The sequence below is a fragment of the Streptomyces canus genome, assembly GCF_041435015.1.
GTDB classification, from domain to species: domain Bacteria; phylum Actinomycetota; class Actinomycetes; order Streptomycetales; family Streptomycetaceae; genus Streptomyces; species Streptomyces canus_G.
In genome coordinates, this window is sequence record NZ_CP107989.1 from 6,122,589 (window position 1) to 6,136,295 (window position 13,707).

The following is a 13,707-nucleotide window of genomic DNA, read 5'->3' on the forward strand; positions in this document are numbered from 1 at the left end:
TGGTCGGGCGAGGCCGGTTGCCACAGCCGTTAGGCTGGAGGGCGTGGCAGTCGTCGATGTATCCGAAGAGCTCAAGTCCCTCTCCTCGACCATGGAGTCGATCGAGGCCGTTCTGGACCTCGACAAGCTGAGGGCAGACATCGCCGTGCTCGAGGAGCAGGCGGCCGCGCCGTCCCTGTGGGACAACCCGGACGAGGCGCAGAAGATCACCAGCAAGCTGTCCCACCTCCAGGCCGAGGTCAGGAAGGCCGACGCGCTGCGCAGCCGGATCGACGATCTCTCCGTGCTGTTCGAGATGGCCGAGGAGGAGGACGACCCGGACACCCTCGCCGAGGCCGAGGCGGAGCTGACCTCCGTCAAGAAGGCGCTCGACGAGATGGAGGTCCGTACGCTGCTCAGCGGCGAGTACGACTCCCGCGAGGCGCTGGTCAACATCCGCGCCGAGGCCGGTGGCGTCGACGCCGCCGACTTCGCCGAGAAGCTCCAGCGGATGTACCTGCGGTGGGCGGAGCAGCACGGCTACAAGACCGAGATCTACGAGACGTCGTACGCCGAAGAGGCCGGCATCAAGTCGACCACCTTCGCCGTGCAGATCCCGTACGCCTACGGCACCCTCTCCGTGGAGCAGGGCACCCATCGCCTCGTGCGCATCTCGCCCTTCGACAACCAGGGGCGCCGCCAGACCTCCTTCGCGGGCGTCGAGATCCTCCCCGTGGTCGAGCAGACCGACCACATCGAGATCGACGAGTCCGAGCTGCGGGTGGACGTCTACCGCTCCTCCGGGCCCGGCGGCCAGGGCGTGAACACCACCGACTCCGCGGTGCGCCTCACCCACCTCCCGACCGGCATCGTCGTCTCCTGCCAGAACGAACGCTCGCAGATCCAGAACAAGGCGAGTGCGATGAACGTCCTCCAGGCCAAGCTGCTCGAGCGGCGCCGCCAGGAGGAGCAGGCCGCGATGGACGCCCTCAAGGGCGACGGCGGCAACTCCTGGGGCAACCAGATGCGTTCGTACGTCCTGCACCCCTACCAGATGGTCAAGGACCTGCGCACCGACTTCGAGGTCGGCAATCCCGAGGCTGTGTTCAACGGCGAGATCGACGGCTTCCTGGAGGCCGGGATTCGCTGGCGCAAGCAGCAGGAGAAGTAACTTTGTCGACTTGGTAATCCCTCCGCAACTGCCGCCCACCGGGCGGCAGTTTGCTTTATGTCTGGGTTTTACATCACACTCACAGACCGCTTTCCCCGGCATAGGGCGCTTACCAGGACATCGCACACTCAACGGCCTTGACGTTGCTTTGAAAAATGGGAAGGGTAAAGCGTGGCATGCGTATCTCTGGGGCGCATGTGAACCGGGGGACTCAAGTACAGCTACCTTCTCCCGTCGATCACGGCCCCGAGCGCCGCCTCATTGACGATGAGCTACTGGGGGTAGCAACCACATGACGAAGAAGACGCGGATCCGGATCGCGCGCATAGCCGCTGGTGCCGTGATCGCGGCCGGCGCCTCGCTGACCGCTGCCGGTGCCGCTTCCGCGCTGGAGATCGGTGTGAGCGTGGACGAGAGCGGGGTCGGCGTGAACGTCGACACCGGCCTCGGCGACGGCGAGCCGGGCGACCCGACCGACCCGGGCATCCCGACCGAGCCCAACGACCCGACCGACCCGGGTACTCCGACCGACCCCGGCATCCCGACCGACCCGGAGACTCCGCCGGTCACCCAGGAGCCGACGGACCCGGAGGAGCCCACTCAGGAGCCGACCGAGCCCACCGAGGACCCGACCGACCCGGGCAACGGGAACGGCAATGGCAACGGGAATGGGAACGGCAACGGCAACGGAAACGGCAACGCCGGGGGCGGCAACAGCAACACCGACCCCGACGGCGGTTCCGGCACCTCCACCCAGGAGGAGGGCTCCTCGGCCCTCACCGAGACCGGCACGGACACCACGTCCGACACGGCGGCCCAGGGCACGGGTGGCGCGCAGCTCGCCGAGACCGGTGCCGGTCAGACCGCCTTCCTGCTGGTCGGTGCCGCCACGATGATCGCCGGTGGCATCGGCTTCCGCATCCTGCCGCGGCTGGCGGGCGGTCGCGGTGGCGCTGCCGCCTGAAGGTGACTCTCGATAGTCACGCGCTCGCCTGACGTGTGCGTGCGCTACGACGAAGGGCCCGGAGCGGGTGTCGCTCCGGGCCCTTCGTCGATCTGCCTATGTCTTCGGGGTGCCCGCCTACGCGGTCTGGTGCGCCAGCAGAGCCACCGCCGCGATCAGCACCGCGAGCAGGGCGATCAGGGCCATAGGGTTCAGGCCCGCGAAGAGGTTCTCCTGCTGCAGCCGCTCGCGGTTGGCGCGGCACACGGGGCACCGGCCCTCATTCACGGGCGCCGCGCAGTTTGCGCACACCAGGCGGTCGTACGTCATGCGCGTCACCCTTCTTGCCGTCGCTTCCATACAGGACAACGCTCCCGGGTAGCAGAACGTTCCCTTCCCTACTGTGCCAGGTTCCACCGAGGGGCGCCTGCGCGCTGCCGAAGGGGAGGTTTCCAGGTCGGCACAAAACCGCCCATCCCCTACGCGACCCGAACCGGCGCCTGCGCTCCCGCACCCGGTTCGCGTATGGTCACGCTCATCTACCCCCGGCCTACCGTGGTGCATCCGTGATCCGATTCGACAACGTATCCAAGGTCTACCCCAAGCAGACCCGCCCCGCACTCAGGGATGTCTCCCTCGAAGTGGAGAAGGGCGAGTTCGTGTTCCTCGTCGGGTCCTCCGGCTCCGGAAAGTCCACCTTCCTGCGGCTGGTTCTCCGCGAGGAGCGGACCAGTCAGGGCCAGGTGCACGTCCTGGGCAAGGACCTCGCGCGCCTCTCCAACTGGAAGGTGCCGCAGATGCGCCGCCAGCTGGGGACGGTCTTCCAGGACTTCCGGCTCCTGCCGAACAAGACGGTGGCGGAGAACGTCGCCTTCGCGCAGGAGGTCATCGGCAAGTCCCGTGGCGAGATCCGCAAGTCCGTGCCGCAGGTGCTCGACCTCGTCGGGCTCGGCGGCAAGGAGGACCGGATGCCCGGCGAGCTGTCCGGCGGTGAGCAGCAGCGTGTGGCCATCGCGCGGGCCTTCGTCAACCGGCCCAAGCTGCTGATCGCCGACGAGCCCACCGGCAACCTCGACCCGCAGACCTCCGTCGGCATCATGAAGCTGCTCGACCGGATCAACCGGACGGGCACGACCGTGCTGATGGCGACCCACGACCAGAACATCGTGGACCAGATGCGCAAGCGCGTCATCGAGCTGGAGAAGGGCCGTCTCGTCCGCGACCAGGCACGCGGCGTCTACGGCTACCAGCACTGACCGCCGTTCGAAGAGTCCCCGGAAAGGCCTGAAGAAGACGCCATGCGCGCCCAGTTCGTACTCTCCGAGATCGGTGTCGGTCTCCGTCGCAACCTCACGATGACGTTCGCCGTCATCGTCTCCGTCGCCCTGTCGCTCGCCCTGTTCGGCGGGTCGCTCCTGATGAGCGACCAGGTCGGCGCCATGAAGGGCTACTGGTACGACAAGGTCAACGTCTCGATCTTCCTCTGCAACAAGAGCGACGCCGAGTCGGACCCCAACTGCGCCAAGGGTGCGGTGACCGACGACCAGAAGAAGGACATCCTCTCCGACCTGAAGAAGATGTCGGTCGTCGAAACGGTCGCCCACGAGTCCCAGGACGAGGCGTACAAGCACTACAAGGAGCAGTTCGGCGACTCCCCGCTGGCTGCCTCCCTCACGCCGGACCAGATGCAGGAGTCGTACCGGATCAAGCTGAAGGACCCGGAGAAGTACCAGGTCATCGCGACCGCGTTCAACGGGCGCGACGGCGTGCAGTCCGTGCAGGACCAGAAGGGCATTCTGGACAACCTCTTCACGATGCTGAACCTGATGAACCGGGCCGCACTGGGTGTCATGGCGCTCATGCTGATCGTCGCCCTGCTGCTGATCGTCAACACGGTGCGTGTCTCGGCGTTCAGCCGTCGGCGGGAGACCGGGATCATGCGGCTCGTGGGCGCCTCGGGCTTCTACATCCAGGCGCCGTTCATCATGGAGGCCGCCGTCGCCGGCGCGATCGGCGGTGGGCTCGCCTGTGTCTTCCTGGTCGTCGGCCGGTACTTCACCATCGACCACGGCATGGCCCTGTCCTCCAAGCTCAACCTGATCAACTTCGTGGGCTGGGACGCCGTACTGACGAAGCTGCCGCTGATCCTCGCGGCGAGTGTGCTGATGCCCGCGTTGGCCGCGTTCTTCGCGCTGCGCAAGTACCTGAAGGTGTGACGCATGCCAAGAGGGCCGTACGGTCAACCGGCCGTGCGGCCCTCTTGCGTTGTCCTAGACTCACCGGCATGTCAGGCCGAGACCTGTTCTGTCAGCCCCGCCGCATCCGCCGCGGGGCGGCCCTGACATTGGTGTTCGCGAGCGTGCTGGTGGCCGGCGCGGCGACCGGTTCCTTTACCGAGACCGACCGCGGCGACCGGAAGTCCTCGTCGGACGCGGCCCGTTCGGCCGCTCCCGCGGGTCACCACGAGGACGTGGCGGAGGCGGCCGAGGAGGCCGTGGCCGACGGCACGTCCCCCATGGAGGCCGCCGAGCGTGCCGTCAGCCGCAGCGGTGACCGCTGGGGGGCCGTCTACTCCCGGGGCGAGTACGAGGAGTTCGAGGAAGCCCTCGACGGCCAGTACACCGGCGTCGGGCTGTGGGCGCGGCGCGAGCGGGACGGCCGTATCGAAGTGACCAGGGTGAGCTCGGACTCGCCCGCGGCGTCCGCCGGGATCCGCAAGGGCGACCAACTGCGCAGCGTCGACGGGGAGAAGGTCGACGGGCATCCGGTCACCGAGGTGGTCTCCCTGCTGCGCGGCGACGCCACGGACGCGGCCGCCGGTACGACGGTCCGGCTGGGCCTCGAGCGCGGCACGCGCGCGTGGACGAAGACCGTCCGGCGTGCCCGTCTGTCCACGGACTCGGTCACCGTTCGAGAACTCGCCGGCGGGATCACCGTCATCAAGATCGACTCGTTCACGAAGGGCGTCGGAGGCCAGGTCCGGGACGCCGTGCGGGAGGCCCCGGCCGACGGGGGGATCGTTCTCGACCTGCGCGGGAACTCCGGTGGGCTGGTCACCGAGGCCGTGACCACGGCGTCCGTCTTCCTCGACGGGGGGCTGGTCGCGACGTACGACGTCGACGGATCGCAGCAGGCGCTGCACGCGGAGCCCGGCGGGGACACGACCCGGGCGCTGGTCGCTCTTGTCGACGGCGGGACGATGAGTGCGGCGGAGCTTCTCACCGGGGCGCTCCAGGACCGGGGGCGGGCCGTGGTCGTGGGGTCCCGCACCTTCGGCAAGGGGTCGGTGCAGATGCCCAGCCGGCTGCCGGACGGGGCCGTGGCCGAGCTGACCGTGGGCCACTACAGGACTCCGTCGGGGCGGGGCGTCGACGGGCGGGGGATCACGCCTGACCTTGAGGCGGACGATCGGGCTCTTCAGCAGGCCGAGACCGTTCTCGGGGGACTGGGAGACGCGGACTGAGGAGGCGGCTCTTGGTGGGCCGAGCTGACGCCCGCTGATAAGGACTGGTCTTCGCCCCCCTCACTAGTGCGAAAATGGGCAGCACTATGAGCAAGGGAATGTACGTACCGAAGGAGTCCCAGCCGAAGCAGGGTGGCGGGGGCGGCAAGGCCCAGGACGGGGAGAAGGGCGGCAAGCGCAAGATCGTCGCCCAGAACAAGAAGGCCCGGCACGACTACGCGATCATCGACACCTTCGAGGCCGGGCTGGTCCTCATGGGGACCGAGGTCAAGTCGTTGCGCGAGGGCCGAACCTCGCTGACCGACGGCTTCGTCCAGATCGACGGGGGCGAGGCGTGGCTGCACAACGCCCACATCCCGGAGTATCACCAGGGCAGCTGGACCAATCACTCCGCGCGCCGCAAGCGCAAGCTGCTGCTGCACCGCGAGGAGATCGACAAGCTGGAGTCGAAGGCCCAGGAGACGGGCCACACGATCGTGCCCCTCGCCCTGTACTTCAGGGACGGCCGGGCGAAGGCCGAGATCGCGCTCGCGCGAGGCAAGAAGGAGTACGACAAGCGGCAGACCCTGCGCGAGAAGCAGGACCGGCGGGAGTCGGACCGGGCGATCGCGGCGGCGAAGCGGAAGCAACGGGCCCAGGCCCAGTAGGAATAGGCTGGCACCGTCGTGCGTTGGTCACGTACGATGGGTCCTGCACCTCACCGAGGGTGCGCGCTCCTCTTCGGAGCATTGAAAAAACAACATGGGGATGATCGGTTTCGACAGCGGCTGTTGAAGCAGGGGAAGCGTGTCGAGGAAGCGGCAATGATCTCGTTAACCATATGTCGCAACCAATAATCGCCAATTCCAAGAGCGATTCCCGCGCCTTCGCCCTCGCTGCCTAATAAGCAGTGAGTGAAGGCCCTAACGGGTGTCAGCCCGGGAGTGTTCCCGACCCGGACCCTGGCATAATCTAGGGGACTAAACCATCGAGCCCGGTCACGGGGTTCGATGGGAAATCAAACAGTGACTGGGCCCGTCGGCGACTTGTTCGCGTGATCGCCGGGGCCGAGAAAATCGCAGCGAACTGCACACGGAGAAGCCCTGATTCTGCACCGTTGGACGCGGGTTCGATTCCCGCCATCTCCACTCGCCTCTTTCGAGAGGCAACCCCATGTTTCTCATTGAACACAGTGCGAAGGCCCCGCTGCTTCACGGCAGCGGGGCCTTCGCCATGTCCTGTCCTGGACTGTCCGGACCGCCCCAGGCTTCACATGTTTCCCACATGTGACCCGGAAAACTCTTGTCCTGCACCCGACATGTATGTCTAAGGTAAGCGCCGCGCCGGACGGAGCCGACCACTCCGCCGCAGGGCGCGTACACCGGCGACCGGGGGAACACCGTCGCCACGGGGAGGACAACCACCATGCCGAGATATCGGCTCTTCACGCATGCCCGCCCGCGATCCGGGCTCCTGACACCTGTGCTGACGTCCGTCGTCGCCGTGGCCCTGATCGGCTCAGTGGCCGTACAGCCCGACCTGATCAGCCGGTACGCGGCCGACGACATGGCTTCCGTGGCCGACACCTCGGACAGCGGCGACAGCTACGACGGCTTCGACGCCAAGGCCGCCGAGCAGCTCCGCCAGGACCAGTGTCTGCTGGGCGAGACCCTGCGCATGGGCGGCCAGGCCATGTTCGGCGTCGCGCAGGACGGGCTGAACCAGACACCGGACAAGCTGCACACCGCGGCCAACCGGCAGTACTGGGAGACCACTCCGTTGTCGACGGCGTTCCGGCAGGACAGGGACGCCGCCAACGAAGAGGGTTCCGCCCTCTACGACCACATCCGGGACTTCCAGATCTCCGGCCTGCCCCAGCCGGGCGGCTTCACGTCGAAGGTCGACTTCGAGTGGCCGCCCGGCATCAGCGGTGACGACCGCCCCAACTTCTTCCAGCAGACCGGCATCTCCAAGTGGATCTGGGAACAGTTCTGGAAGTCCGAGGGCGACTTCTACCGTGACCTGACCCCGAAGGCCGACGAGGCCACCGTCAAGGCGGTCAAGGACCTGGGTGACCCGCTGTACGGCGGCGACCTCGACCCGACGCTGCCCAACTGGAACCAGAGGTACGAGGAACACCAGGCCTACGACCACCTGGTGAACTGGTCCACGGAGCCGACGGCCGCCGACAACGCCCGGCTCTTCCTGTCGTACGGCGGCTTCCCGCGCACCGCGCCCGACCCGGGCAGCGTCGAGTACCGCATCGCCGTGGAGGACCTGAAGACCCGGTTCGCGTCCTGCGCCTGGCGCACCCCCGTCGACCCGAACAAGGTGCTCGGCAAGGAGGTCGCCGCCGCGTCCGCCGAGTGGCAGCAGGAGATCGCCGCGCAGGCCTCCCCGCGCAACCAGCTCCTGACCGCCAACAAGACCGCCACCAAGGCCCTCGCCACCGGCTCCAAGGCGCTCGGCGAACTGCTCGGGCTCTCCTGGCGCGCCGACCACCTGGTCCGCTGGCAGGACTACTGGTCGGCCGGAGGCCCCGGCTGGATCGGCACCAGTCCCTTCGTCGTGCACGCCCACGGGGCCACCGACAAGTGCCTGGACGTGGCGGGCGGCAAGAAGGACAACGGCACGCCCGTGCAGATCTACACCTGCAACGGCAGCGCCGGGCAGAAGTGGCAGATCGACGGCGACCGTCTGGTCAACCCCAACTCGGGCAAGTGCCTGACCGTCAAGGGCGGCGCGAGCGCCAACGGCACGGCTGTGCAGATCTCCACCTGCGGGACCGGAGCCTCGCAGAAGTGGCAGTACGGCACCCACGGCACCTCGCGGCTGTACAACCCGGGCACCGGCAACTGTCTCGACCTCGCGGACTACACCAACAGCCGCGACGGCCGGATGTGGGACTGCACCGGCAAGGCCCCGCAGCAGTTCGACGTCGTCCCGTCCGGACACCAGGGCGCCGACGACGACCTCGACTACCCGACCAAGGCCCAGTTCGACAAGGCGGCCAAGGGTGTCACGGACGCCCAGGCCGCGGCGAAGAAGCAGGTCGACCTGCTCAAGGCCCAGGCCACGGCGGCGAAGACGGCCGCCACCACGTCGGACACCGCGCTGACGGCGGCGTACGGCATCGCCGACAAGGCGGGTGCGCCGCGTGGCCGTGGCCTGCTCGTCGGGCAGCAGAAGGCCCAGGTCACCAAGGCCTCGTCCGCCGCGCTGGACGCCCTGGCCAAGGCCGGTGACACCGCCTACGCGGCCACCCGTGCCGCCGCCGGGGACAGCGCCACCGTCGCCGCCCGCGCGCTGACGCAGGCCGCGCAGTCCAAGGCCGCCTTCCGTACCGCGGCCGCGAACGAGGCCAGGGCCCAGGCGAAGGCCGCCGCCGACGCCGCCGCCGTACAGGCGCAGACCGCCAAGGCCGCCCGGGACCTCGCCAAGGCGAAGCTCGCCGAGACGCAGAAGGCCGAGGCCGACGCGAAGGCGGCCGCCGCCGACGCCCACGCCAAGCGACTCGCGGCAGAAGCCGAGGCGGCGACGGCGAAGGCGGAGAAGGAGACCGCCGCCGCCAAGCAGGCCGAGGCCGCCCAGCACAAGCAGAACGCGCAGGGGTACGCGCAGACCGCCCAGGAGGCCAAGGGTCGGGCGGAGAACGCCGAGTCCACGGCCCGCGCCAAGCGGCAGGACGCCGAGGCCGCCCGGGACCGGGCCAAGGGCAAGAGCGATGACGCGTGGGACGCGGAGAGCAAGGCGAACGCCGCCCGCGCCAAGGCCGACGCCAAGGACGCGTACGCCGAGGCCCATGAGTCGGACTCCGACGCCAAGGACTCCCGGGCCGCCGCCGACGAGGCGGACAAGGCCGCCGGTGACGCGGAGTCGGCCGCGAGCTCGGCCCGCTCCGAGGCGGACGCGGCGACTCAGGCCGCGGCCGACGCGGACGCCGCCGCCACGCGCGCGGAGGCGGCCGCGAAGCGGGCCCGTTCCGACGCCGACGCGGCCCAGGCCGCCAAGCTGCGGGCGGACGCGGCCGTCCGTACGGCGACCAGCGCCGCCGCCGACGCCATCAAGGCGTCCGAGGCCTCGGCCTCCGCCGCCCGTACGGCCGTGAAGCTGGCCGACGAGGCGGAGAAGCACGCCGCCGACGCCATGAAGCAGGCCGACGCGGCGAAGGCCGAGGCCGCCAAGGCGGTCGCGGGCGCGGCCGACGCGGCCGGGCACGCCTACACCACCGCGCAGGCGGCGGAGGACGCCGGCAACGCGGCACAGCAGGTCGCCGCGCCGGCGAACGACGCGATCCAGCTGGGAGCGCCGTACGTCACCACCGACTCGGCAGCCGGCCTGGCCGTGCTGTCCGGCCAGTCGTCGAAGACGATCGCCGAGCAGCAGCAGGCGGTCGCCGAGGCACACGCGGCCAACGCCCAGAAGAACGCGGCGCAGGCGGCGAGTCTCGCGGCAGCGGCGACCGGTGACGCCAAGGCGGCGTACACGCTGGCCGCGGAGGCCGCCGGGTTCGCGGCGGACGCTCGCAAGTCGGCGAAGGAGGCGCTGGGTTACGCCGCCGAGGCGGCCCAGTACGCGGCGGACGCGCAGGCCTCACTGGCCCGCGCGAAGGAGTACGACCGCCAGGCCACCGAGGACGCGGCCGCCGCCGACCAGGCGGCCGACCGTGCCGAGAGCTACGCGGTCGACGCCCGATCCTCCGCCGACCAGGCGGCCCTGGACGCGGAGGCCGCCCGCACGGCGGCCGCCGAGGCCGAACAGTCCGCGAAGGACGCCCGCGCGGCGGCCGACCGCGCCGACGCCGAGGCGACGGCGGCGGAGCAGGCGGCGAAGGACGCGCAGAAGTACGCGGAGTCGGCGCAGCAGGCGGCCGACCAGGCCGCGCGCAACGACGCCAACAGCCAGGTGCAGGCGGGTGCCGGCACCGGCCTCGGCGGGGTGTTCTCCGTCATCGACGACATCAAGCAGCGGGGGGACCCGCAGCGTCTGCCGGACGACTGCTCGCGCCTCCCCTGCGACCTGGTGTACGAGGTGCACTTCGACGCGACCGTCAGCTACTACCTGTGCCTGAACCCGGAGGTGCCGGCCACGGAGTCCGGCTGCCCCGCCGGGGACACGCAGTTCCTGAAGACGAAGACGTTCACGGACCTGAGCAAGAAGGTCAAGATCTCCTCGTGGGAGGCGACCAAGGACCTGTGGAAGGGCCTCTTCGACTCGATCATCGGTGACTTCGTCGGCTGCTACCACAAGATCACCACGGCCGACGACGGCGGCAGCTACGGCGACTGCGCCTGGGCCGCCACCTGGCTACCGCTGGGAGGCCCCATCGCGAAGGTCACCGAGGCGATCCGTGCGGTGGACGCCGCGATGCGCACCGGCATCGGGGTCTCCGACGCCCTGAAGGCGCTGCGGGCTCTGGACGTGGATGCCCGCGCGCTGTCAGCGATCGAGCGCAGCGCACGGGTGTACGAGGAGGCGCGCACCGCCTGCATCCGCAACAGCTTCCCCGGCGACACCCAGGTGGTCCTCGCCGACGGCAGCCGCAGGGACATCCGTGACGTGCGGTTCGGCGACCGGCTCCTGGCCACCGACCCCGACACCGGAAGCACCCGGGGCGAGCCGGTCACCCAGACCTTCTCGCACCCCTCCGCCGACCTGCTGGACATCACACTGGCGTCCGGCGGCAGCCTGACGAGCACCTCGGGGCACAAGTTCTTCGTCATCGGCCGCGGCTGGACCCTCGCGTCCGACCTGCGTCCCGGCGACAGCCTGCGCACCCCCGGCGGAAGCCTGCGCACGGTGGCCACGGTGCTCGACCGCGACGCCTCGGCACCGCAGACCGTGTACGACCTGACCGTGGCAGGACTGCACACGTTCTACGCGGTGGCGGGCAGCACCCCGGTCCTGGTGCACAACTGCAGCGACCTCATCCTGGACGAGGCCAGCTTCCCCCGCCAGGCGCACACCCTCAAGGACCACGTGCGCCCCAATCAGGCGGACGCGGAGGCCATCGCGCACCGCAAGACGGTCGAAAACGGCTATGACACGCCCAACAGCGTGTTCATCGACCAGCAGACCGCGCAGCAGGTCGTCGACTACGCCCTTGCCAACAACGCGAACAAGATCCGCAAGTGGATGGCGGAGAACAAGACGAACGAGCTGCCATTGTCGGGTACTTTCGGGCGGAACAACTCCCTCGGCACGATCTACTACGACAACGGCCGAGCCGCTCCCAAGCCCACGGGCAACGGCTACTTCATCAAGCTCGTGCGGGCGCCTCGGGTGGAGGGCGAGGCGAAACACCCGCTGGGCTACTACGTGCAGACCTGCTATCCGAAGTAAGGAGGTGCCCGCTGTGCAGCGCTTCACCGAGTTCGACTTCGGTGTCCCGTGGGTGATGAGCTTCTTCCACCAGGACTGGTCCTACGAGGCGGACACCCCCGCCGAACTCGTCGCGCGGCGCCTGCTGGACGGGGCCGGTGAGTACGCCCTGGCGGTGCGCCGCGACGCCCGGACGCTCCTCGACGGCCTTCCGTCGCAGACGCTGGAGGTGTTGTGGACGGCCGGTTCGCAGTACGGCCCGAGCTTCCGGCAGACCACGGGAGCCGAGTGGACGCGGACCGTCATCGACGTGTGTGACACCTGGCTGTCCGCGCGGGCGGAGGTGCCGCCGCTCACCGGAGCCGACACGGAGGACGGCCTCACCCACCGGGGCGCGGTCGTCGCCGAGATCGAGCGGATGGGGTTCCTGACCGCCGAGGTGCGCCGGGCGCTGGTCGACTGCGCTCACGGGTGCACCCCGGACCTGGCGTTGCGGGTACTGCTGAGGGTGGTGGAGTACACCCCTGGCGCGTCGTTGTCCGAGGAGCAGTACAAGAGGCTGGAAGGCATCGGATCGGCCCTGCACTACGGTGAGTTCGTGGTGCAGAACGTCGAGTTCCTGGTCTCCGACGACTAGAGCACGGTCCGAGGGCCCTGCCGTCCACACCCCGTGGAAGGCAGGGCCCTCACGTGTGGATGCGGAACACCGGATGATCCGCCGGGTTCGGCAGTGCGTCCAGGACTCCCGCGACCGTGGGCATGCCGTTGTAGCGCTCGCGGTAGGCGGCGAGCAGGGGTGGGCGGTCCGCCTCCGGGACCTCCTCCACAGTGATGTCCTCCGCGCGGCCCCGGTTGGTCAGCCGGCCCTCGGAGGTCGCGCGCAGATTCAGTGCCCAGTCGCTCAGACCGCGGTAGGAGACCAGGTAACGCTCGCCCTCGTGCTTCAGGACGGCCACCGGGAACGTGCGCTCGCGGCCGGAGCGGCGGCCTTTGACGGTGAGGCGGGAGATCATCGACCGCTGGAACAACGGGACCAGCCGATTGGCTATGTGGCGCTGCATCCAGGGCGGCTTCAGATAGACGCGGGCGGTCATGGTTCCCACGATAGGGTGACCCCGAGATTCTGGTAACCGTCGTGGAAGCGAACCCCCGCATGACCTCGATGCGCACCCCACAGCATCTGCTCGTCCGTGCGCAGGGCGACGACTCACCGCTGTATCTCGCGGACGGGGAGGGCGCCGACGACCTCTCCCGGTTCACCCGCTCCCTGCCGCTCGACGACCTCGGCCTCGGGTTGACCGATGCCCTGGCTGACCGGCTGACGTCCTGGTCGCGGGCCCGTCCCGGCGGAGGGTCCGAGTCCCGCCCGACCCTGCGCAGGCATGCCGAGCAGGGGCTGGAGGTCGCCCAGGCGCTGGCCCGGTGCCTCGGGCCGCAGTGGGTGGTGCGGTACTGGGACGACGCGTACGCCACCGACAAGTTCGTCTGCTGGGGGTGCAGGCGACTGCACTGGTCCCTCGACGAGCACGACACGCCTCCGTATCCGCTCCGCATCACCGTCGAGGGCGAGTACAAGTGGCACTCGCTCCGCGCTGAGGGGTTCGGGGACTTCGCTCCCGACGACCCCGCCGCCGGGCTGGACCTGTCCGACGAGCTGGTCGCGGACCTGTACAGGTGGGCGGCAGACTTCGACGCCGGCATGGAGCAGTACCTGAACGACCGCGACGACGCGAAGGACGACGCGAGGCGCGGGGAACTGGACCTGCGGGGCCGTGACCTGGCCGAGCGCGTGGCCCGTGAAGCGGGGCCGGCCAGGACCGTCACCTACGGCGGACTCGCCTAGGGCCCAGG

The 13,707-nt window shown here is 69.4% G+C and carries 11 protein-coding genes and 1 other RNA gene; 10 read left to right on the forward strand and 2 right to left on the reverse strand.

Going from position 1 to position 13,707, the window contains the following annotated elements; translation table 11 throughout:
* Positions 1 to 43: 43 nt before the first annotated feature.
* Both prfB and OG841_RS28005 read left to right on the forward strand, forming a co-directional pair.
* On the forward strand, positions 44 to 1,150 hold the full coding sequence (prfB, locus tag OG841_RS28000; RefSeq protein ID WP_057610795.1) for a peptide chain release factor 2: 1,107 nt from the start codon (positions 44 to 46) through the stop codon (positions 1,148 to 1,150).
* A gap of 292 nt (positions 1,151 to 1,442) precedes the next feature.
* Positions 1,443 to 2,114, forward strand: coding sequence for a hypothetical protein (locus tag OG841_RS28005; protein ID WP_328638979.1), 672 nt, complete (start codon positions 1,443 to 1,445; stop codon positions 2,112 to 2,114).
* Between the two features lie 117 nt (positions 2,115 to 2,231).
* On the opposite strand, the gene OG841_RS28010 is transcribed toward OG841_RS28005, so the two are convergent.
* Positions 2,232 to 2,423, reverse strand: coding sequence for a hypothetical protein (locus OG841_RS28010; RefSeq protein ID WP_328638978.1), 192 nt, complete (start codon positions 2,421 to 2,423; stop codon positions 2,232 to 2,234).
* A gap of 236 nt (positions 2,424 to 2,659) precedes the next feature.
* Here OG841_RS28010 and ftsE point away from each other — a divergent pair, with 236 nt between their 5' ends.
* The 7 genes from ftsE (at position 2,660) to OG841_RS28045 (ending at position 12,493) form a co-directional block, all read left to right on the forward strand.
* Positions 2,660 to 3,349 carry a cell division ATP-binding protein FtsE gene (ftsE, locus tag OG841_RS28015; protein WP_007382424.1) on the forward strand — a complete coding sequence of 230 codons (690 nt, stop codon included), beginning with the start codon at positions 2,660 to 2,662 and terminating at the stop codon, positions 3,347 to 3,349.
* Positions 3,350 to 3,391: 42 nt separating this feature from the next.
* Complete coding sequence (gene ftsX / locus OG841_RS28020) at positions 3,392 to 4,309, forward strand: permease-like cell division protein FtsX (RefSeq protein WP_057610799.1); 918 nt, start codon at positions 3,392 to 3,394, stop codon at positions 4,307 to 4,309.
* A gap of 68 nt (positions 4,310 to 4,377) precedes the next feature.
* Positions 4,378 to 5,556: a S41 family peptidase gene (locus OG841_RS28025; protein ID WP_371567025.1), complete on the forward strand. Its 1,179-nt coding sequence runs from the start codon at positions 4,378 to 4,380 to the stop codon at positions 5,554 to 5,556.
* A 98-nt stretch (positions 5,557 to 5,654) separates the two neighbouring features.
* The gene (gene smpB, locus OG841_RS28030) at positions 5,655 to 6,203 is read left to right on the forward strand and encodes an SsrA-binding protein SmpB (RefSeq protein WP_057610801.1); all 549 of its coding nucleotides are present in this window, start codon (positions 5,655 to 5,657) and stop codon (positions 6,201 to 6,203) included.
* A gap of 96 nt (positions 6,204 to 6,299) precedes the next feature.
* Positions 6,300 to 6,686: a transfer-messenger RNA gene (gene ssrA / locus OG841_RS28035) on the forward strand.
* Positions 6,687 to 6,960: 274 nt separating this feature from the next.
* Complete coding sequence (locus OG841_RS28040; RefSeq protein ID WP_371567026.1) at positions 6,961 to 11,877, forward strand: ricin-type beta-trefoil lectin domain protein; 4,917 nt, start codon at positions 6,961 to 6,963, stop codon at positions 11,875 to 11,877.
* A gap of 13 nt (positions 11,878 to 11,890) precedes the next feature.
* Positions 11,891 to 12,493 (forward strand): hypothetical protein, encoded by a 603-nt coding sequence (locus tag OG841_RS28045; RefSeq protein ID WP_365120012.1) that lies wholly within the window; start codon positions 11,891 to 11,893, stop codon positions 12,491 to 12,493.
* A 49-nt stretch (positions 12,494 to 12,542) separates the two neighbouring features.
* Here the strand turns inward: OG841_RS28045 and OG841_RS28050 are convergent, their stop codons facing one another.
* On the reverse strand, positions 12,543 to 12,950 hold the full coding sequence (locus OG841_RS28050; RefSeq protein ID WP_365120014.1) for a nitroreductase family deazaflavin-dependent oxidoreductase: 408 nt from the start codon (positions 12,948 to 12,950) through the stop codon (positions 12,543 to 12,545).
* A gap of 41 nt (positions 12,951 to 12,991) precedes the next feature.
* On the opposite strand from OG841_RS28050, the gene OG841_RS28055 reads away from it, so the two are divergent.
* On the forward strand, positions 12,992 to 13,699 hold the full coding sequence (locus tag OG841_RS28055) for a hypothetical protein (RefSeq protein ID WP_328638972.1): 708 nt from the start codon (positions 12,992 to 12,994) through the stop codon (positions 13,697 to 13,699).
* The last annotated feature ends 8 nt before the right edge of the window (positions 13,700 to 13,707 follow it).